The 19872-nt window shown below is 35.2% G+C and carries 19 protein-coding genes; 11 read left to right on the top strand and 8 right to left on the bottom strand.

All coding sequences use genetic code 11. The features are described from left to right. Positions 1 to 55: 55 nt before the first annotated feature. On the top strand, positions 56 to 958 hold the full coding sequence (locus NCE97_RS12040) for a spondin domain-containing protein (protein ID WP_353779521.1): 903 nt from the start codon (positions 56 to 58) through the stop codon (positions 956 to 958). 153 nt (positions 959 to 1111) lie between these two features. Then, positions 1112 to 3043: a T9SS type A sorting domain-containing protein gene (locus NCE97_RS12035; RefSeq protein WP_353779520.1), complete on the top strand. Its 1932-nt coding sequence runs from the start codon at positions 1112 to 1114 to the stop codon at positions 3041 to 3043. A 46-nt stretch (positions 3044 to 3089) separates the two neighbouring features. Here the strand turns inward: NCE97_RS12035 and NCE97_RS12030 are convergent, their stop codons facing one another. Continuing rightward, positions 3090 to 4106 (bottom strand): quinone-dependent dihydroorotate dehydrogenase, encoded by a 1017-nt coding sequence (locus tag NCE97_RS12030; protein ID WP_353779519.1) that lies wholly within the window; start codon positions 4104 to 4106, stop codon positions 3090 to 3092. A 103-nt stretch (positions 4107 to 4209) separates the two neighbouring features. Here NCE97_RS12030 and pepT point away from each other — a divergent pair, with 103 nt between their 5' ends. The 3 genes from pepT to NCE97_RS12015 are packed head-to-tail and all read left to right on the top strand — an operon-like array spanning position 4210 to position 7368. After that, positions 4210 to 5445: a peptidase T gene (gene pepT, locus NCE97_RS12025; RefSeq protein ID WP_353779518.1), complete on the top strand. Its 1236-nt coding sequence runs from the start codon at positions 4210 to 4212 to the stop codon at positions 5443 to 5445. A 58-nt stretch (positions 5446 to 5503) separates the two neighbouring features. Then, a complete protein-coding gene (locus NCE97_RS12020; RefSeq protein WP_353779517.1) occupies positions 5504 to 6715 on the top strand; it encodes a hypothetical protein in 1212 nt (403 codons plus the stop codon). A gap of 53 nt (positions 6716 to 6768) precedes the next feature. Next, positions 6769 to 7368 carry a YdeI/OmpD-associated family protein gene (locus NCE97_RS12015; RefSeq protein ID WP_353779516.1) on the top strand — a complete coding sequence of 200 codons (600 nt, stop codon included), beginning with the start codon at positions 6769 to 6771 and terminating at the stop codon, positions 7366 to 7368. 135 nt (positions 7369 to 7503) lie between these two features. On the opposite strand, the gene NCE97_RS12010 is transcribed toward NCE97_RS12015, so the two are convergent. Genes NCE97_RS12010 through NCE97_RS12000 form a run of 3 tightly spaced genes read right to left on the bottom strand, consistent with a single transcriptional unit; the run spans position 7504 to position 9581 of the window. Beyond that, on the bottom strand, positions 7504 to 7905 hold the full coding sequence (locus NCE97_RS12010) for a hypothetical protein (RefSeq protein ID WP_353779515.1): 402 nt from the start codon (positions 7903 to 7905) through the stop codon (positions 7504 to 7506). 32 nt (positions 7906 to 7937) lie between these two features. After that, on the bottom strand, positions 7938 to 8870 hold the full coding sequence (locus NCE97_RS12005; RefSeq protein ID WP_353779514.1) for a lytic transglycosylase domain-containing protein: 933 nt from the start codon (positions 8868 to 8870) through the stop codon (positions 7938 to 7940). A gap of 48 nt (positions 8871 to 8918) precedes the next feature. Further along, the gene (locus tag NCE97_RS12000) at positions 8919 to 9581 is read right to left on the bottom strand and encodes an alpha/beta hydrolase (protein WP_353779513.1); all 663 of its coding nucleotides are present in this window, start codon (positions 9579 to 9581) and stop codon (positions 8919 to 8921) included. Positions 9582 to 9698: 117 nt separating this feature from the next. Here NCE97_RS12000 and NCE97_RS11995 point away from each other — a divergent pair, with 117 nt between their 5' ends. Further along, the gene (locus NCE97_RS11995; protein WP_353779512.1) at positions 9699 to 9995 is read left to right on the top strand and encodes a GNAT family N-acetyltransferase; all 297 of its coding nucleotides are present in this window, start codon (positions 9699 to 9701) and stop codon (positions 9993 to 9995) included. Positions 9996 to 10060: 65 nt separating this feature from the next. Here the strand turns inward: NCE97_RS11995 and NCE97_RS11990 are convergent, their stop codons facing one another. Next, positions 10061 to 10543 carry a hypothetical protein gene (locus NCE97_RS11990; protein WP_353779511.1) on the bottom strand — a complete coding sequence of 161 codons (483 nt, stop codon included), beginning with the start codon at positions 10541 to 10543 and terminating at the stop codon, positions 10061 to 10063. 96 nt (positions 10544 to 10639) lie between these two features. Beyond that, positions 10640 to 11977 carry a tRNA (N(6)-L-threonylcarbamoyladenosine(37)-C(2))-methylthiotransferase MtaB gene (gene mtaB, locus NCE97_RS11985; RefSeq protein WP_353779510.1) on the bottom strand — a complete coding sequence of 446 codons (1338 nt, stop codon included), beginning with the start codon at positions 11975 to 11977 and terminating at the stop codon, positions 10640 to 10642. 92 nt (positions 11978 to 12069) lie between these two features. Here mtaB and NCE97_RS11980 point away from each other — a divergent pair, with 92 nt between their 5' ends. From NCE97_RS11980 to NCE97_RS11970, 3 genes are read left to right on the top strand one after another with little or no spacing between them, the layout of a single operon-like run. Beyond that, complete coding sequence (locus NCE97_RS11980) at positions 12070 to 13221, top strand: ABC transporter ATP-binding protein (protein ID WP_353779509.1); 1152 nt, start codon at positions 12070 to 12072, stop codon at positions 13219 to 13221. Between the two features lie 12 nt (positions 13222 to 13233). Continuing rightward, entirely contained in the window at positions 13234 to 14970 is a 1737-nt protein-coding gene (locus NCE97_RS11975) for a hypothetical protein (protein ID WP_353779508.1), read from the top strand. Positions 14971 to 14976: 6 nt separating this feature from the next. After that, entirely contained in the window at positions 14977 to 16581 is a 1605-nt protein-coding gene (locus tag NCE97_RS11970; protein ID WP_353779507.1) for an ABC transporter substrate-binding protein, read from the top strand. 1 nt (position 16582) lies between these two features. On the opposite strand, the gene NCE97_RS11965 is transcribed toward NCE97_RS11970, so the two are convergent. Continuing rightward, positions 16583 to 17758, bottom strand: coding sequence for a GlmU family protein (locus NCE97_RS11965; RefSeq protein WP_353779506.1), 1176 nt, complete (start codon positions 17756 to 17758; stop codon positions 16583 to 16585). Positions 17759 to 17888: 130 nt separating this feature from the next. Further along, entirely contained in the window at positions 17889 to 18140 is a 252-nt protein-coding gene (locus NCE97_RS11960; protein ID WP_353779505.1) for a type B 50S ribosomal protein L31, read from the bottom strand. Positions 18141 to 18350: 210 nt separating this feature from the next. Here NCE97_RS11960 and NCE97_RS11955 point away from each other — a divergent pair, with 210 nt between their 5' ends. Next, positions 18351 to 18878, top strand: coding sequence for a DUF4199 domain-containing protein (locus NCE97_RS11955; protein ID WP_353779504.1), 528 nt, complete (start codon positions 18351 to 18353; stop codon positions 18876 to 18878). A gap of 44 nt (positions 18879 to 18922) precedes the next feature. Then, the gene (locus tag NCE97_RS11950; RefSeq protein ID WP_353779503.1) at positions 18923 to 19870 is read left to right on the top strand and encodes a glycosyltransferase family 2 protein; all 948 of its coding nucleotides are present in this window, start codon (positions 18923 to 18925) and stop codon (positions 19868 to 19870) included. Positions 19871 to 19872 lie beyond the last annotated feature (2 nt).

Raw genomic sequence — 19872 nt, 5'->3', positions numbered from 1 at the left:
AATTAGTGTAAGGTTTGCATACTAATGACGACACACCCTCTAAACTTATCACTTTATGAAAACAAGACTACTTCTAATAACACTTTTATGTACAACTATAGCCTTTAGCCAATCTAGAGCTATATATAATATTTCTGTACAAACGACATGGAACTCTCCAAACCACGGTACACTGCCGTCTAATGCGCATTGGTCGGACTTGGTTGGTGCAACACACAACAATAGTATTGTCTTCTGGGCTGAAGGTCAAATGGCGACCGATGGTATAGAAGATGTAGCAGAATCTGGCGATGATGATGCTTTTGAAGCTGAAGTCATGGATGCCATTAGCCAAGGCTATGCAGACCAATGGTTTGATGAAGATTTTTCTCCATTTGCAGCCATCAGTGGTGCTTCGCTTACTGGTGTTGAAGTCAGCGAAGATTTTCCTTTGCTAACTCTAGCTTCAATGATAGCACCAAGTCCAGACTGGATGATTGGCGTAAGCAATTTGGATTTGAGACCTGGAGGGAACTGGGTTAATAATCTAACTATTGATTTGTTCCCTTATGATGCAGGTACAGAAAATGGATTTGGTTATTCTACTAGTAATCCATCTACCAACCCACAAGGCGTTATTACAAATATTGCTGGTGCTTCTGGTTACCCCTTTAACTCAACAAGAATTGCAACCATAACTATCGAATTACAACAAGTTCTAAGTGTTTCTGAATTTGAACAGGTCGCAGATGTGAAGTTATATCCCAATCCTGCGAAAGACAATATGCAGATTACCATACCAAATGGTTTCAATTTAGAGCAAACCGTAATCTATGATGTATTAGGCAAAGTAGTATTTACTACTGGGAATTCTGGAAATACATCCTTAAATCTTAGTCAGCTAAACAATGGCATCTATGTTGCCAAGTTTTTCTTTGATGATGGAGCAACCATAACTAAAAAGATTATCAAAGAATAGCTTTTCTTTGGATGAATTGCTTCGTTACGCCGATAAAACAAACCCACTCTTTCTTGTCTTTAAAATAGGATGAAGAGTCATTTTATTCGATAAAATGCGTTAATTTTTAGATATTTCACTAAATTAGCCGAAACATTAACCTAAATATGCACCATGAAAACTACTGTTATGCGTAATTTTTCAATCTACTTATGTTTCATTTTTTGTGCTTCTTTTAGCTTAAATGCACAGGAACATGCCAATTGTGGCACTGAGTTCTCTTCTGAAGCGCAAGCCTATTACGAATCCATTAAAAGCGATATAGAACGTGTTGAACAAGAGTTTCTAGCGAATCAAGCATTTCAAAGAAATTCGAGTGCTGTCATTTCTGTGCCTATTAAAGCACATATCATAAGAACTAGTGCAGGTTTTGGTGGATTGTCGGTTACAGCTCTTAATGATGCTATAGCCAACATGAATAACTACTATGCTAATGCTAACCTGTCTTTCTATTTGTGTGATGGCATTAATTATATAGATGACGATAACTATTACAATTACGAAACAGATGATGAAGGTGCAATGACTGCTACTCATGGTGTTAGTGGTTTGATTAATATTTACTTTACCAATTCTGTTGTAAGTAGCAGTAGCGGTAATGGATTATGCGGTTATGCTTATTTCCCAGGTGGACCAGATACTATTTTAATGGATAATTCTTGTGCCACTAATGGAAGTACCTTACCACATGAAATGGGACATTTTTTCGCATTACAACATACTCACGGACCAAGCAATTCTCAGTTAACAGATGAGCTTGTAGATGGCTCAAACTGTGCAACTGCAGGAGATTTTATTTGCGATACACCTGCAGATCCTCAATTATCGTATTCTAATGTGACTGCAGCTTGTAATTATATAGGTACTGTTTTTGACGCTAACAATCAATTGTTTGCACCAGACCCTACGAACATTATGTCTTACTCGAGAAAAGTATGTAGAACCTATTTTTCTCCTCAGCAATATGCAAGAATATATGCAACCTATCAAGTTGCCAGAGATGGTTATACGTGTCCAACATTTAATGTTGATTTTGCTTCAAACGAAAACACAACGTGTGATCCTAGTTTGACTGTTAACTTTACAGACAATAGTGTCGGCGCTACGTCTTGGCAATGGGATGTAGATGGTGATGATGTTATCGATTATACAACTCAAAACCCATCTCATACATACAACAGCCCAGGATTATATGATGTTGCATTAACAGTGTCTGATGGGATTAACTCTATTTCGAAAGTAAACTTCGAATATATTCAAGTTGGTGCCTTAGAATCACTTCCTGTAGATGTTGATTACAATGATATTTCAAATTCTAATAGTAATGGCTGGATATCAGAAACCTTGTCGCCTTCATCAACGTTTAGTTGGCTAGCAAGTTCTGGTGGTACACCATCAGACAATACAGGTCCAATAGCTGATAATTCCCCTGCTGGTGATGGTATCTTTATCTATGCTGAAGCTACAGGATCTAATTTTGGAGACCGAACGGCTTACATTTCACCTTGTATTGACATTAACGCATCAGATGCTATGTTAGAATTTTCATATCACATGTATGGTGCCAGTATGGGAGAACTTCATGTTGACATTGATGCTGGCTCTGGTTACGTATTGGATGTAACGACACCAATCATTGGACAACAACAGACGTTGCAAACTGATCCTTATTTGAACAGAACTATAGACTTATCATCTTACCAAGGGCAAACCATTAAGGTAAGGTTTAGAGCGATTAGAGGTCCTGGATTTACTAGTGATATCGCTATTGATGATTTCCAAATTACTGGAACGCTGTCTGTAGATGATTTTGATAGTAATAGTATTTCAATCTATCCAAACCCTGTTAATACAGGAACATTGAATGTTCAGTCTCAAAATGCATTGCAGCTGGATTATGAAGTGGTTAACCTTCTTGGTCAGCAAATCCAAAAAGGAACAATCTCAAATGAGCAAATCGATGTGTCTCAAATGAGCGCTGGAAGTTATTTCTTGATTCTTAAATCTGAAGGTAGAAATGTTGTGAAAAAGTTTATTAAACTTTAGACCTAGTTATATATTATGAAAGGGCTGTCTAAATAGGCAGCCTTTTTTATTGCTTCAATATGGCTTTATTAATGCGCTTGATTAAGCTTGGGCCTTCATAGATAAATCCTGTATACAACTGTACCAAATCGGCACCAGCTTCAAGTTTTTCTAAAGCATCTTCAGCAGAATGAATCCCGCCTACACCGATAATCGGGAATGCCTTGTTACTTTGCTCAGCTAGGAAACGAATCACTTCTGTAGATCGATTCGTTAACGGTTTCCCACTAAGTCCACCGACTTCAGATTTATTATCACTTTGTAAGCCTTCTCTAGAAATTGTGGTATTTGTAGCAATAACTCCTTCAATCTTAGTATCCTTTACAATATCGATAATGTCCAGTAATTGCTCGTTGGTTAAGTCTGGAGCAATTTTTAGTAAGATTGGTTTTGGGTTTTGAGTTTTGGAGTTTTCATTTTTCAAAACTTGCAACAGCTTTGTCAATGGTTCTTTATCCTGAAGTGCTCTAAGGTTCGGTGTATTTGGCGAACTCACATTCACTACAAAATAATCAACATGCTCATGCAGCGCATTGAAGCAGATCAAATAATCATCTGTAGCATTTTCGTTTGGCGTTACTTTATTCTTCCCAATGTTTCCACCAATGAGTACACCTTTATTTTTCTTTAAACGTTCTACAGCCTCTTCAATACCACCATTATTAAACCCCATTCTGTTGATAATCCCTTTATCGGCTCTAAGTCTAAAGAGACGCTTCTTAGGGTTTCCTACTTGAGGTTTTGGTGTTAAAGTGCCAATTTCAACAAAGCCGAAACCAAAGCTTCCCAACTCATTAAACAGTTTTGCATCTTTATCAAATCCCGCTGCAAGACCTACTGGATTTTTAAACTTCAGCCCAAACAATTCGCGCTCTAATTTTGGATTGTTCACCTGATACATTGCACGTGTCAAAGCAGATACGCCAGGGATTTTATGAAGGGTTCTAATTGTTTTAAAGGTAAAGTGATGTACTTGTTCTGGATCGAAACAAAATAATAGTGGTCTTATTATGAGCTTGTACATGAAAAAGATTTGTGCAAAAATAGGTTCAAATTTGAAAAGCACTACCATAAACCTTATGAAAAATAACTTATTTTTGAGCTTCGTATAAACTTCAACAAAAACCATGGACAAACAACATATCATAGACCGATTCATAAGCTACGTAACCATAGATACTGAAAGTGATCCAAATTCAGAAACCACACCAAGTACCGCCAAGCAATGGGATTTGGCCAATTTGCTGGTTGATGAACTCAAAGCGATAGGCATGGAAGATGTTACTATCGATGAGAACGCTTACATTATGGCGACACTGCCTAGTAATGTAGACCATGAGGTGCCGACGATTGGGTTTATATCACATTTTGATACGAGTCCAGATTTTACAGGTGCCAATGTAAAGCCTCAGATTATAGAGAATTATGGAGGTACAGATATTTTGCTAAACAAGGAAGAAAATATTGTATTGTCGCCAAGTTATTTTGAAGACTTAAAATTATACATAGGACAAACCCTAATTACTACTGATGGCACTACACTCCTTGGTGCTGATGATAAAGCCGGAATTTGTGAGATTGTGTCTGCAATGGAATACCTCATTAATAATCCGCAGATAAAGCATGGTAAAATCCGAGTTGGTTTTACACCAGATGAAGAGATTGGTCGTGGTGCGCATAAGTTCGATGTTGAAAAATTTGGAGCAGATTGGGCATATACTATGGATGGTAGCCAGGTTGGTGAATTGGAATACGAGAACTTCAACGCTGCTGGTGCAGTGGTGACTATTAAAGGAAAGATTGTACATCCGGGTTATGCTAAAGGCAAAATGGTGAATTCTATGTATATCGCTACAGAGTTTATCAACGCCTTACCAAGACTTGAAACTCCTGAACATACCGAAGGCTACGAAGGCTTTTTCCATTTGTATAGTAACGTTGGTAAGGTTGAAGAAACCAAGCTGCAATACATCATCAGAGATCATGATAAAGAGAAGTTTGAAGCTAGAAAAGCTTTATTTACTAAAATTGCTGATGATATTAACGAGCGACTAGGTACTGATGCCATACAGGTTGAAATCAAAGACCAATACTACAACATGAAGGAAAAGGTTGAACCTGTAATGCATATCGTAGATATCGCAGAAGAAGCCATGAAGCAATTAGACATTACACCACTCATAAAGCCAATTAGAGGTGGTACGGATGGCTCACAGTTATCGTATATGGGATTACCGTGTCCAAATATTTTTGCTGGTGGACACAACTTCCATGGTCGTTACGAATATGTACCTGTTGAAAGTATTATTAAAGCCACTGAAGTAATTTGTAAGATTGCGGAGTTGACGGCTAGGAAAAATTAGATTTAATTTTTTCCTGATATATGGTTAGGGATTAAAAATTTAAATAATAAACTTACGAATGGATCATTTACAGATATATACACCTTTTGAAGATATTTATTATTCTCTATCCATTTTTGAAGGAACAGAAATCAAAAACGAAGTTTTTAGTCATCGAGTACTGGCCTTTGCTGACTTAATTGAGAACATTATATTCTCTGATGAAATACTTTTTGAGAAAGAAGATGGTGAAATAGACAAAAAGTATCACGGCATAATGGACAACTTAGGAATAAATCATCATTTCAAAGGAAATCCAAATTTAGAGTTTAGTAATGGTGAAGATTTAAAAAGCGACCTCTATACTTACATGGCTAAGGAAATTGCTATTCCTCAAATGAAAATAGATATTCCTGAAGAACTTAAAGTATTAGGTGAAATTTCTTTTGATTGGAAAAATAAGTCTTCAGAAGCAATAATTAATAGTGGTGTGAATTTGCTATCCGAAAAGGAAGTCCAGTTGAAAGATCAAATCTTGTTTTTTGCAGATTTAGTACACGATGATATTACTGATTTTGAAGAGGATTCATTTCAGGATTATTTTACTCTCATAAATTGGATTAGATCTAACGAAGAGTTTTATCATTCTAGAGATGGAGTTATTTGGTCAAAACAACAAATAGTACAATTTCTTTCTATTTTGTTAGTGGGTTATAATCAATCTGCATTAACATTAGCTACTGAAAACGATATTGCATGGTACCCTACTTCATTAAAAGGTGAATTAATGCTAAACACCCCTTTATTTGCTCCTTCAAGTAAGGTTTTTGTGTCTAAATTAAATAATCATAAATATCAAGAATTATCTAAACTAAATGACTTTATATATAATAAGCATACAAAATTTCTTAAGCTCCCCATTTTGTTCAGTCATATTTTGTCTAAAGTAGATTCACTTAGTGATTTTATTGATTACGTCATAGAAATAAAAAACTCAAAAGAATTAAAAAAGTATAGAAAATGGTGTAATGAACTAGATTTATTATTGATTGAAGGTAATCAAGCAGATTCTATAAAAATCATAAAAGAAACAGAAAAAGTTATAAAAAAAATTGCTTCTCAAAATGATGTAAATAAAAAGGTTAACATACAAATTTCGTTTCCTCCTTCGGTCAGTTTTGATGTTCCAGCAAACAAGAGTCGGCAAAATTCCTTAATTTTTTTAAAAAAATTATATAACGAAACTTTAATTCCCTATTTGAATATGGAGAAATTAAAAAAAATTATTTAAGAGAAAAGTTTATACAAAAACAATATATCTTATTACCAAATTTACTTAAGTCCATGAAAAAAATATACTCCGTAGAAGAATACATTGAAACCAATGAAACTTGGGCTGAAGGCTTAACTAAGCTTAGGAATATTCTGCTAAAAACCGAGTTGGATGAAACGGTAAAATGGAGTATACCAACCTATACCATCAATAACAAAAATGTGGCTGGTATTGGTGCCTTTAAAGGGTATTTTGGATTGTGGTTTTTTAATGGATCGTTTTTAAAGGATGAGGAAAATGTACTTATCAATGCCCAAGAAGGCAAAACCAAAGGCATGCGTCAATGGCGTTTTGCTGATGTTTCCGAACTCAATGACCCATTAATTCTAAAGTATGTCAAGGAAGCCATTGAGAACCAAAGGCAGGGTTTGGAAATAAAGCCAGATCGTAGTAAAAAAGAAACTGTAGTTCCTGAGTTGTTACAAACACTTTTGAATAGTAATGCGGCTCTAAAATCTAATTTTGAAAGTCTTTCTCCTTATAAGCAACGTGAGTATTGCGAGTATATCGATACTGCAAAACGAGACGCTACCAAACAATCTCGCTTAGAGAAAATTACACCAATGATCGAGCAAGGTATTGGCTTGAATGACAAATATCGAAACTGCTAGTTTTTGTCATTGCTCATTGCACTTCGACTCTACACGGACACTGAGCGGAGTCGAAGTGTAATACGAATCCATTTTATAATTAGATCCTGAATCAAGTTCAGGATGACAATATAAACCTACCAACAGTTCTAAAATCTACCCAAAAGGCCAACTGTTGCGTTTTGGTGAAATGCCATAGGACTTGAATAGTGCTTCCAGTTTGCTTTTCGCTTCTATATGGCTATATTCTTGTTGTATCCACACTAACAAATCGTGTCTGTCTTTTATCTCAAACTGTTCGTTAGGTGTTTTGGTTAAAAGCTTTAGTGGATTTAAGCTGAAGTTAGTTTTCTTGTTAAGTTTTGTAATAAGCCTATCAACATCTTCAGTGCTAATAGTTATTGAAGTTTCTACATCGCTTCCAAACGTCTCATTGGCTCCTTTGCTGCCATCAAAATCGTCTATAATGAGACTACCATCCTCTTTTATCGTAGCTGTAACAACGACTACAAAACCTGGCTCCAGGGATTTATAAAGGTCTACTGATGTTTCTTTCATAAGCCATGCTTTCACTAGACCTCAATCACATATTAAGGCTTTGAGTAATAGCCTTCTTTTGGAATGGCGATCTGATATAGCTTTCTGCTTTTGTTATTGAGATGCTTTTCACGCAACCAAGGGTTGTGAATCTTCAAGATTTTGTAGTTGATTCCAAAGCCTTCAGCAAATCTCGCAAAGTCTGTTACTGCTGTATCGACTTCAACCTTATAGGTTGGAATCTGCTTGTATAAATGTTTATCCTGAAAGTTGAATCCATACTTGGAAGGATTGGATAAAATTTCTTTTAACGCCACAATTCTAAAGACATAACGCCCAGTTTCTTCACCTAAAAGTAAATCGTAATAGTCGGATACGTTTTGATTTTTTAAACGTTTTGCCACACCTGCATTTCCTGCATTGTATGCTGCAGCTGCCAAAGTCCAAGACCCAAAGCGTTCTTTAGCCTTTAATAAATATTTACAGGCTACTTCTGTGGCCATTTCTAAATTATAACGTTCATCAACATTATTGTTGATTTCTAATCCGTTTTCGCGACCAGTAGTTTTCATGATTTGCCAAACACCTCTGGCTCCTGCAGGAGATACAGCATTAGTTAATCCACTTTCTATAACTGCTAAATACTTAAAATCATCAGGAACTCCATGTTTCTTTAAAATAGGTTCAATTACTGGGAAATACTTCTCAGAACGCTTGAACATCAATAGACCATTGGACTGCCAATAGGTATTCACCAAAAGCTCACGATCCATACGCTCCAAAATGTCTGGATTCTCTAACGGCATTTCTTCACCAGCAAAGTCTAAATGGTCTGGCACTGTAAGCGCATAGACATTATAATCGTTGACCATTGGCTTATCATTTCCAATGCCTTGATCTGATGGTGCTTTTTGCGTAGCATAAATGAAAAATGCTGAAACACAAACCAAACCTATTACTGCTAAAGTATTCTTAATGAAGTTCATAAGTAGTATTTTTTATAAATGTAAAAAAATATTGTTCATGGTTCAAGCTTAGCCCAAAATAAGCTTTGGTAAATTTTCATTGAACCATTTGTATTTGTTTATAATCATGATGTGTGTACCTCCCTTCACAACAATCGTGCCCTCTGTACACGAATGTGGAAATACAATGTCTTTATCACCATGAATATAGATAACGCCTTCTATAGGCGATTCTTGTTCCCAGCAGACGACTTCTTTTATAGCCCAATCCAAATAGCGTTTATCGGTTACCGATAAGTACTTTTTGTAGAGTTCGACACGCTTATTGATGGTCTCTCCAAAGGCGTATTTTGCAAGGTAATCTACATTCTTTACCAAGTGAGTCGGTAAAATTTTATAAGCCTTAGTGATTTTAACTAATTTCATACGTTTGGGCAACTCGTATTGGGATTTTACACTAGAGACTACGATTACTTTTCTAAAGGTTTTATGCTTACTCATTTCTTGCACCAGGATCCCTCCAAAAGACACGCCAAGCAATACAGCATTATCGTGCAAAATCTTAGAATTCATACGAATAGCATAGGATTCTAAAGCTTCATTAGGCTCAGGAATAAACCATTCTAACCAGTGAATTTCGTACTGGTCTTCTGGCAATTGGATGTGCTCAAAAATACTTGGGTTGGCAGCCATGCCAGGCATTAAGTAAAGGGGTATGATTTCTTGATTCATAAGTCGTTAGCGCCTAAAAACTTTAAAGTCTGCAATATTTTTTGTACCTTTGCAGCGCAAATCTATGGAATATTATAGATTCTTTCCTAACCAACCGTTGGATAAAAACTAATTTATATGATTGAAGCTGCTGAATTAATAGACAACGATTTTTTGCGCCAATTCGAACTAAAAGTAGATGATCAACTTGCTAAGATTGAGTATTCATTACAAGAGCGTAAAATCTTTTTAACTAAACTTGAAATTCCTGAGCCTATTAACAAAGATGACTTTGAAGAAGAATTCCTAAAGATGGTATTCGACAGTATCAAAGAACGTAACATCAGTGTAGTTCCTACTAGTCCACAAATAGCTAAGTTTGTGAGACGCCATAGAGCTTATAAACGTATGTTACCTGTAGGTGTTAGGATATAACAAAACACATTAAAACATAAAAGCCTCAACAAATGTTGAGGCTTTTTTTATTGGAAACAATAATCTTATTGTCTTGTATATACTTTGGTCAATGTTAAAGTGCCAATCACTTCTGTAAAATCTTCATTATAAACATCGACTTCATTTTCAAGAATTATGGTAAGTGTATCACCATTCAGAATATAATTCTGTAAATCTTCAGAAGTATATGCTCCAGCCGAACCTATTATGCCTTCACCACATTCTACAGCAAACATATAATCATCCGAATCATTCAAACGAATATCTAGTTTTGGATTGTAGTCAGTCATTGTAGTCATAAGGCCTTCAGTATCGAAGGTTAGAACCTCATTGTAGTTACAATCGATTTCATTCAATAGATTCAAATTGAATATATCGTCACCATTGATATCAGCTTCTACTCCAACACGCAATGCTGAAATTTCCCATGTACCTATGATTGAACTGTCATCATTGTCTTCCGAAGAACAACTAGAAAATGATAGTACAGCGAATGCTGATAATAGAAGGATTGTTACGTTTTTCATTTGAGGCGTTTGAATCGTTTGCCAAACGTAGGAACAATCCCTAATTCGCTAAAAATAAACGGTTAAGACTTTAAAATACTCGATGAAATGCACACCTTAGTTATGAGATACTAGTGAAGTCACGAAATCGAATCTTACCAAACCATCATCATCAATTTTAGTAAGCTCTACATCGTGAAGTGTATTAACCAACTCAGGATTCCAAGGTGCTTTAACTTTAACGTAGTTTTCTGTAAACCCATGAATATAACCTTCCTTGTTTTCGCCTTCAAATAATACAGTACGTTTAGTACCTATTTGGCTTTCGTAAAATGCTCTTCTTTTTTTAGCAGAAAGTCCTCTTAGCATTTTACTACGCTTTGCTCGTACATTCTTTGGCACAACACCATCCATTTCGGCAGCTAATGTGTTCTCTCTTTCAGAATAGGTAAACACGTGTAAGTAAGAAATATCTAATTCACTTAAGAAATTATAGGTTTCTAAAAAACGTTCTTCGGTCTCACCAGGGAACCCAACAATGACATCAACTCCAATACAAGCATGTGGCATCACAGATTTAATACGCGCTACTCTATCGACATATAATTCTCGCATGTAACGACGTCTCATTAACTTCAGTAAGTCGTTACTTCCACTCTGTAATGGAATATGGAAATGCGGCACAAAAGTTCTACTCTGTGCTACAAAATCTATAGTTTCATTCTTAAGAAGATTGGGCTCAATAGAAGAAATACGAAGACGCTCAATACCTTCAACCTCATCCAATGCTTGTACTAACTCAAAGAATGTATGCTCATGCTTTTTATTTCCAAACTCTCCTTTTCCGTAATCTCCTATATTAACACCAGTAAGCACAATTTCTTTAATGTCTTTGGCAGAAATCTCAGCAGCATTTTTTAGAACATTGTCCAATGTATCACTTCGGGAAATTCCTCTGGCTAAAGGAATAGTACAATAGGTGCATTTGTAATCGCATCCATCTTGTACTTTTAAAAAAGCACGTGTTCTGTCGCCAATAGAATAACTACCAACATAAAAATCAGCATCTTCTATCTCACAGGAATGTACTTCCCCAAAGTCATTTTTGGACAAGTCATTGATATAATCTGTAATCTTAAATTTCTCTGTAGCACCGAGAACCAAATCCACACCATTGACATCTGCCAACTCTTGTGGTTTTAATTGCGCATAGCATCCAACGGCTGCTACAAAAGCTTCAGGATTAGCCTTTTGTGCTTGCTTTACAATCGACTTAAAACGCTTATCTGCATTTTCAGTAACAGAACATGTGTTGATCACATAGATATCTGCCATTTCTTTAAAATCCACACGATCAAACCCTTCGTCTGTAAAACTTCTTGCAATCGTAGAGGTTTCAGAGAAATTGAGTTTACACCCTAGTGTATAAAATGCTACTTTTTTTCTAGCGTTCATTCTTGTATTTTTACCAAGCGTGCAAATTTACATATTTGTTTCTACGTTATAAAACCTAATGCCTTATAAATATAAATAGGAACTTACTGCTTATGACTGAATTACAAAGTAGAATTAATGAGATTTTGAAGTTTTTTGATAACAATGATATTTCTCTAGGATATAGAAAGTTATTGGACTGCATTATAGACACTCAAGATCTTAGTCTTTATGAAGATGCCATAGAACTTACTGATTGGAAGGAAAAGTTTCCTGAAGAAACAGAAGAAATCATTCAAAGGTCTAAATCTATTCTAGAGAAGGTTTCAAAAAAAGACATAAAACCATATAAAACTGATGAATCGACCATTAAAGTTGATGTCATCAATAAGTCTTATGGTACAAACAAGTTTAGCTTGGGTCCAATTTCACTGGAAATAAAAAAAGGTGATGTTTACGGATTGGTTGGAGAAAATGGTAATGGTAAAACCACACTCCTTAGGATATTGGCAAAGGAAATTAGTCATGATTCTGGTGACATCGTTTACAATTTTGAAGAAACACCCAATTCCACTTATGATCTTAGAACCAAACTAGTTTATATTCCACAACGCACAAAAAAATGGTATGGAAGCCTAAAGGACAACTTAAAATTTGTGTTGTCTAGTTATGGTGTTAATCCAAAAGAAAACGAGACTAGAGTACTCATGATGATAGCCAGAATGGGGCTTTGGAATTATAAGCACCTAAAATGGAGCGAACTGTCTTCTGGATATAAAATGCGTTTTGAGCTAGCAAGAACCTTGCTACGAAAGCCTGAGGTGCTTCTGCTGGATGAACCATTAGCCAACTTAGATGTTTTAGCACAGCAGCTAATTTTGGAAGATCTCAAATCTATATGCAATTCCATTAACAATCCAATAGCATTAATCCTTAGTTCGCAACAGTTGTATGAGGTTGAGAAGGTTTCGGATAAAGTAATTTACTTAGAGAATGGCAAACAGAATGATGAGATTGAAGACAAGAAAGATACTGATGCTAAGCTTATCATAGAAATAGATAGTACTGTAGAGCGAGAACCTTTAGAGCAATCCCTTCATCATTTACAGCTAGATAAGCTGATCTATAATGGTGGTATTTATATAGCTTACTTTGATGCATCAACATCATTTTCTTCTGTGATGAAATCCTTGGGAGAACACAATATCGAAGTCACCTATATCAGAAATATTTCCCAATCTACAAGACGATTCTTTGTATCCTAAAACCCAAAACTCTTGAAAAAACATATTTCCAAAATCAATAAGTATCTCTTAGAGCATTATCCAACAATATGGAATACTCGACTAGTTTGGATGCTATCTATAAGTATAATCATTCATTTATTATTCTTTATTGGAGGTCTACTATCTCTGGTAAATCCTGCTTCTCTACACAACAGACGTGCAATAGATTTATTCTTTGATAGCGGCTTGTACAACTTTGGGATTCTGATCTCAATTATTATGTTAGTGGTTTGGCTAATATTCTTGTTTAAGAATAATAGTTTTAAAAGCTTTTACCCTAATACTAGACTTCAGATATTTCAGCATTTTGTAATCTATTTTGTAATTATCTTCTTTTCTACATCATTCTACTTTTCCTTTACACTTGGTATAAAACTTTATATAGATTCTTCTTATGAAACTGAGACCATACAAGAGGAGATAACCTTAGCAAACAACACCGCTTTGTTCTTTTCTCATGGCATTGACCAATACAAAATAGGTAATAGAAAGCACCCAAGACCTTTTGATAGTATCTTCTGTGAAACTAGATCAGCTTATATTAAAGATGACAGTCTTACTTTTAAATTCCTCAGCGACACCTATCAGTTTTATAGCTTAAGAACTGAAATTATAAATAATGAAAAGGATAACTACTACTATGGTAATTCTACAGAGGATTATGTCTATAGGAAAACTAATGATTCTCTCACGACTTATTTTTTCAAGGATAGCATTATAGACATCAGAAAACATATAGAAACTGTCGCACCAAGCTACTATAACCATTCAAAGACATTCTATAACTCCAATAAGGACATATATCACGAAGATTATTTGTATACCACAGACTATGGATTGTTTGACTTTGATGATAATGACAAGCGACTCATAAGAAGTAGAATAAATAATGAGCTTCTAAAAAGAAATAATCCTAATGAGATAAAAGCAATGTTGAGTGATTTCTTGCAGATACTCAATCTCTATAAAGTTGAGCATAACATCAGTGCTGATGAATGGTTTCAACTAATATATAAACCAGATAATTTCGAAATAAATTCTTTTATACGAAGTTCTAAGCCATTACCGTATGAACGCGATTTTATTTATGATGCTAGTGAAAGAACCGAGTTAGAAAAGTTTGTTGCCAAAAATACAACAGACTACTACATGGAAACTTCCTCGTTATACAATGCTTTCGACAACATAGAAGAGATAAAGTCAAAGAATATTTTTGAAGACATTATTCATTTTTATTGCTGGTTTGCATTCATCCTTGCTTCACTGATTTTTATTTTTAGAATTACTGGACTAAGACCTTTTATATTCTCTGTCATAGTCGTTACGGTCCTAATGACAATAACGGCATTACTAGCAACAGTGGTGTTTCAGGCTACAAATGATGATTTTGGTATCTATTTCATTGAATACTTTATACTGATTATAGGAACAATCATCCTCGCCATACCAATATTTTATGCTGAACATGTTAAAAAAGGTATTGTAGCGGTGTGCTTGAATATTTCTATCGTTGGTTTTCTGCTCTATGTTCTTTTAATTATTGGCATTATCTCTACGCATCAGGCAAATTATTGCGATACATTAAGTATTGAAGAGCGAGTAGATTGTTTTATCTTAATTGAATCTCTAGGTATATATACGAGTTATATATTGTTTGTTTTAGGATTTATATTTTTATTCTTTTACTCTAGAATTATCAAAAACTGGAAAGCTCTACCTGAGCAATAAGAACGTATGACAAAGCATAACTGTTTTATACCATTGATACTATTCATCGCACTTTTTTCATCGTGTAGTGATTCCGAAGAAAAGAGTAAAGACAATCTCGTTTTCAGGTATAATGAGCATGCTAACATCAACACTTTGGATCCCGCTTTTTCAAGGACGCTTCAGGATAATTCCATAAACAACCAACTCTTTAATGGATTGGTACAAACAGATAGCGATTTAAACATTATTCCAAGCATCGCAAAAGAATGGACGGTTTCTGATAATGGCATTGTATATACATTTTTGCTACGCAACGATGTGTTCTTTCATAAACATTCATTATTTGGAAAAGATTCAACACGATTGGTAGTTGCCAAAGATTTTGAATACAGCTTGAATCGTTTACGAGATAAAAAAGTAGCAGCACCAGGCGGTTGGGTTTTAAACCAAGTGAAGGATTTTTATGCGGTCAACGACTCCATCTTCAAAATAGAACTAAAAGAATCTTTTCCGCCTTTTATTGGCTTATTAGCCATGAAATATTGCTCAGTGGTGCCTGAAGAAGTTGTTGAGCATTATGGTAGCGAGTTTAGGTCGAATCCTATTGGAACAGGACCATTCAAGTTTAAACGCTGGGAAGAAAACATAAAGCTGGTTTTAAGACGAAATAAAAACTATTTTGAGAAAGATTCTTTAGGCAACTCCTTACCATATCTCGAAGCTGTTTCGTTGACATTCTTGCCAGACAAACAAAATGAATTTTTACAATTCGTTTTGGGGAACATAGACTACGTTTCCGGACTGGATGCTTCATATAAAGATGAAATACTAACCAGTGACGGTAAGCTTCAACAGAAATATCACAGTACGGTAAACATGACTCGCGGACCTTATCTGAACACCGAATACCTAGGCTTTTATCTGGACTCCGAAACGCCCGAGATTCAATCTGAATTGATACGAAAAGCCGTTAATTATGGGTTTGATAGAGCCAAAATGATGTTATATCTCAACAATAGTGTAGGTAATCCAGCTATTGGTGGCTTTATCCCGAAAGGATTACAAGGCCATAGTGAGTCTGTTGGATTTAGTTATCAACCTAAAAAAGCAAAAGCACTAATTAATCAATTCATTAAAGAAAGTGGAATTGCTAAGCCTGAGATTACCTTAACCACAACTAGTAATTACCTGAATTTTTGTGAGTACATACAAGGAGAGCTTGAAAAAGTAGGCTTAAAAATTAATGTAGATGTCATGCCAGAAGCTTCTCTTAGAAGTGCGCGCTCCAACGGAAAAGTAGATTTGTTTAGGAGTTCTTGGGTGGCTGATTATCTGGATGCTGAAAATTACCTATCAATTTTCTACAGTAAAAATTTCGCACCAAAAGGATCAAATTATTTTCACTTTAAGAATGAAACGTTTGACAGTCTTTACAAAAAGGCAATAACCATTACAGATATTGACGAAAGAAAGCATCTCTATACCAGTATGGATTCTATCGCTATGGACTCAGCAATCATGATTCCTTTATTTTATGATGAAGTCATTCGCTTTACCAAGAAAAATGTATCTGGTCTAGGTATTAATGCGATAAATCTTTTGGATCTAAAACGTGTAAAAAAGCAGTAATCTAATCTCTTCGGTATTGCTTGGATTCTTCAAACACATGCTCTAATATCGCTGCGTCTTGTTCAGTAAACTCAATATTACGCCTAGCCATAACAACTTTAGCAACTTCGAACGCTTTTTTAGTGAGATAAGTGGTAAAGCCAGAACTTCCTCCCCATGAAAAACTAGGAACAAAGTTTCTTGGGAAACCACTTCCAAAGATATTAGCACTAACACCAACTACAGTCCCAGTATTAAACATGGTATTGATACCACATTTACTATGGTCGCCCATCATTAAGCCACAAAACTGAAGCCCAGTCTTAGCAAATCGTCCAGATTCGTAGTCCCATAATCGTACCTCAGCGTAGTTATTTTTTAAGTTAGAATTGTTTGTGTCAGCACCAAGATTGCACCACTCTCCAAGGACAGAATTCCCCAAGTAGCCATCGTGTCCTTTGTTAGAGTATCCAAACAAAATAGAATTAGTCACCTCTCCTCCTACTTTACTGTAAGGTCCTATTGTCGTTGGTCCATATATTTTGGCAGCCATTTTTACCGTTGCGCCTTTGCACAATGCAAAAGGGCCTCTAATGACGCTCTGTTCCATAACCTCAGAATCTTTACCTATATAAATGGGTCCTGAGCTAGCATTAAGCGTAACAAATTCTAGCTTAGCACCTTTCTCTATAAAGATGTTTTCTGGTTTAATCGTATTCACAGAAGACGGAATAGGAGCTGATTGGCGTCCTTTTGTAATCAACTCAAAGTCATTCTTGATAGCATCTCCATTTTTTGAGAAAATATCCCAGGTGTGCTCTATTTTTAGAATTTCACCTTCATATTCTATTCTTTCAAAGGCATTAAAATCGATATCGTCCTGTCCTTCTTTGGCAAAAAAGGCAATTACATTATCGCCATCAAAAATTGCTTGATTCTCTTCGAGATGTTTTATATGCTCTGCTAATTCAGAATTTGGAAGATACGATGCATTAATCATAATGTTCTCCTCCATCTCAACCATAGGAAATTTATCTGCTAAATAATCTTCGGTAACAGTAGTTGTAATATATCCTAGATAGCTTTCCCATTTCTCTCTTATGGTGAGTATTCCAACTCTAATATCTGCAACAGGTCTAGTATAGGTAAATGGCAACAATGCGTTGCGCGAGGGTCCATCGAAAAGAATATAGTTCATGAGGAAGTTTTATCATCAAAGGAAGTATAAGCAACATCCTAAATTCTACTTGCTCAAAAGTACTTTAAATGCAGAACAAAAAAAAGCCTTTCTAAAAATAGAAAGGCTAAATATAAATATGTTGTTTTTCTTATTTCTTGAACTTCGCGTACTTGTTCTTGAACTTATCGATACGTCCTGCAGTATCTACAAGCTTAGACTTACCAGTGTAGTAAGGATGTGATGTTCTTGAAATTTCTAATTTCACTAATGGGTACTCAACACCATCAACTTCTATCGTTTCATTAGTATCTGCTGTAGACTTCGTTAAGAAAACATCATCATTAGACATATCTTTGAACGCTACAAGTCTATAATTTTCTGGATGTATACCTTTTTTCATCGCTATTCCTTTAATCGTTACGTTTTTGGAGGTGCAAATTTAAGTATTTTTTACAAATCTACAATGCTTTTATTCATTTTTATTAACAAAGGTAAAAATACATTGTTAATAGCTTTATTCATAATAAATAAAACTTCATTCAAAGTTAGTGTAACAAATACTTAACTTTAGATACTAACTATTCAACTAACACAAATTCAAAATAATCTTATGGAAAAATCAATTAAATCTAGCGCAATAAATTATGGACTTTATCTAGGGGCTGTAATGTCTATTCTAACAATCATCCCTTATGTTGCTAGTCTAAAATTACTAACAAACTTTGGCTACGGTGTCCTAACTTGGTTAGCCATAATCGTTCTTGGTATTATGTCCGTTGCTAAGTCTAAAAAAATTCTAAACGGAATAATTTCATTTAAACAATGTTTAGGATCTTGGGTTCTCACTATTGCCATCGGAATTTTTATAGGAACTCTAATAACCTTCTTAATCTTTGGAGTTATTGATCCTGAAGCAGCTGAAACCCTTAAACAACAAACTATTGAAGCTACAGTTAGTTTCATGGAAGGTTTTGGTGCTCCAGCAGAAGCCATAGCTGAAGCTGTAGACAATATGGAGAAACAAAACCAATACTCAATTGGCAATATGTTCTTTGGAACCCTTGTTTATATTGTCATATTTACTATAATTGGGCTTATAGTGTCTGCAGTAATGAAAAGGTCTGATCCAGATGCTTAAATAAATTCTGTATTTTTGAATCTGAGAAAACAGAATTCAATTACATGAATATATCAGTAGTAATACCACTACTCAACGAAGAAGAATCGTTAAAAGAATTACATGATTGGATTGCTAAAGTTATGCAATCCAATCATTTTTCTTATGAAATCATTTTTATAGACGATGGTAGTACAGATGGCTCATGGAATAGGATTAAAACGCTTTCTGAGCACAACAACAATGTCAAAGGGATACGATTCTTAAAAAACTTTGGAAAATCTCAAGCTTTACATGCTGGTTTTGCCAAAGCCGAAGGTGATGTCGTGATTACCATGGATGCGGATTTACAAGATAATCCTGATGAAATCCCTGAACTCTACAAGATGATTACTGAAGATAATCTCGATTTGGTTTCTGGTTGGAAAAAGAAACGATACGACTCCGTAATTGCTAAAAACCTTCCTTCTAAATTATTTAATTGGGCTGCTCGCAAAACTTCTGGAATAAAGCTACACGATTTTAATTGTGGTCTTAAAGCATATAAAAACGACGTTATTAAGAATATAGACGTTTATGGCGAAATGCATCGTTACATTCCTGTTTTAGCAAAGAATGCTGGCTTTAGTAATATTGATGAAAAGGTAGTGAAGCATCAAGCCAGAAAATATGGCAAGACTAAGTTCGGTATGAATCGTTTTGTACACGGTTTTCTGGATCTAGTTACCATTTGGTTTATTTCCAAATTTGGTAAACGCCCGATGCATTTGTTTGGAGCACTAGGCGTTATCATGTTTATTATAGGCTTTGGCTTCTCGTTCTATCTTGGTATTGACAAACTATTCTTAAATCCTGAAGGACGATTGATCACAGAACGTCCTCAGTTCTATATTGCGCTTGCCACAATGATTATTGGTTCGCAATTCTTTATAGCTGGTTTTATCGGAGAACTTGTCTTAAGATCCAAAAGGGAAAAGAATAGATACCTTATTAAAGAAAACATTAAGCTTTAGCC

Source organism: Winogradskyella sp. 3972H.M.0a.05, assembly GCF_040493455.1.
In the GTDB taxonomy this organism is placed as follows: Bacteria; Bacteroidota; Bacteroidia; order Flavobacteriales; family Flavobacteriaceae; genus Microcosmobacter.
This window is presented reverse-complemented; position numbering and strand designations above follow the sequence as displayed.

What these genes read in the sequence shown, in the direction of transcription:
- NCE97_RS12040 (WP_353779521.1), top strand. Translation starts at nt 56, where the DNA reads ATGAAAACAAGACTACTTCTAATAACACTTTTATGTACAACTATAGCC.
- NCE97_RS12035 (WP_353779520.1), top strand. Translation starts at nt 1,112, where the DNA reads ATGAAAACTACTGTTATGCGTAATTTTTCAATCTACTTATGTTTCATT.
- NCE97_RS12030 (WP_353779519.1), bottom strand. Translation starts at nt 4,106, where the DNA reads ATGTACAAGCTCATAATAAGACCACTATTATTTTGTTTCGATCCAGAA.
- pepT (WP_353779518.1), top strand. Translation starts at nt 4,210, where the DNA reads ATGGACAAACAACATATCATAGACCGATTCATAAGCTACGTAACCATA.
- NCE97_RS12020 (WP_353779517.1), top strand. Translation starts at nt 5,504, where the DNA reads ATGGATCATTTACAGATATATACACCTTTTGAAGATATTTATTATTCT.
- NCE97_RS12015 (WP_353779516.1), top strand. Translation starts at nt 6,769, where the DNA reads ATGAAAAAAATATACTCCGTAGAAGAATACATTGAAACCAATGAAACT.
- NCE97_RS12010 (WP_353779515.1), bottom strand. Translation starts at nt 7,905, where the DNA reads ATGAAAGAAACATCAGTAGACCTTTATAAATCCCTGGAGCCAGGTTTT.
- NCE97_RS12005 (WP_353779514.1), bottom strand. Translation starts at nt 8,870, where the DNA reads ATGAACTTCATTAAGAATACTTTAGCAGTAATAGGTTTGGTTTGTGTT.
- NCE97_RS12000 (WP_353779513.1), bottom strand. Translation starts at nt 9,581, where the DNA reads ATGAATCAAGAAATCATACCCCTTTACTTAATGCCTGGCATGGCTGCC.
- NCE97_RS11995 (WP_353779512.1), top strand. Translation starts at nt 9,699, where the DNA reads ATGATTGAAGCTGCTGAATTAATAGACAACGATTTTTTGCGCCAATTC.
- NCE97_RS11990 (WP_353779511.1), bottom strand. Translation starts at nt 10,543, where the DNA reads ATGAAAAACGTAACAATCCTTCTATTATCAGCATTCGCTGTACTATCA.
- mtaB (WP_353779510.1), bottom strand. Translation starts at nt 11,977, where the DNA reads ATGAACGCTAGAAAAAAAGTAGCATTTTATACACTAGGGTGTAAACTC.
- NCE97_RS11980 (WP_353779509.1), top strand. Translation starts at nt 12,070, where the DNA reads ATGACTGAATTACAAAGTAGAATTAATGAGATTTTGAAGTTTTTTGAT.
- NCE97_RS11970 (WP_353779507.1), top strand. Translation starts at nt 14,977, where the DNA reads ATGACAAAGCATAACTGTTTTATACCATTGATACTATTCATCGCACTT.
- NCE97_RS11965 (WP_353779506.1), bottom strand. Translation starts at nt 17,758, where the DNA reads ATGAACTATATTCTTTTCGATGGACCCTCGCGCAACGCATTGTTGCCA.
- NCE97_RS11960 (WP_353779505.1), bottom strand. Translation starts at nt 18,140, where the DNA reads ATGAAAAAAGGTATACATCCAGAAAATTATAGACTTGTAGCGTTCAAA.
- NCE97_RS11955 (WP_353779504.1), top strand. Translation starts at nt 18,351, where the DNA reads ATGGAAAAATCAATTAAATCTAGCGCAATAAATTATGGACTTTATCTA.
- NCE97_RS11950 (WP_353779503.1), top strand. Translation starts at nt 18,923, where the DNA reads ATGAATATATCAGTAGTAATACCACTACTCAACGAAGAAGAATCGTTA.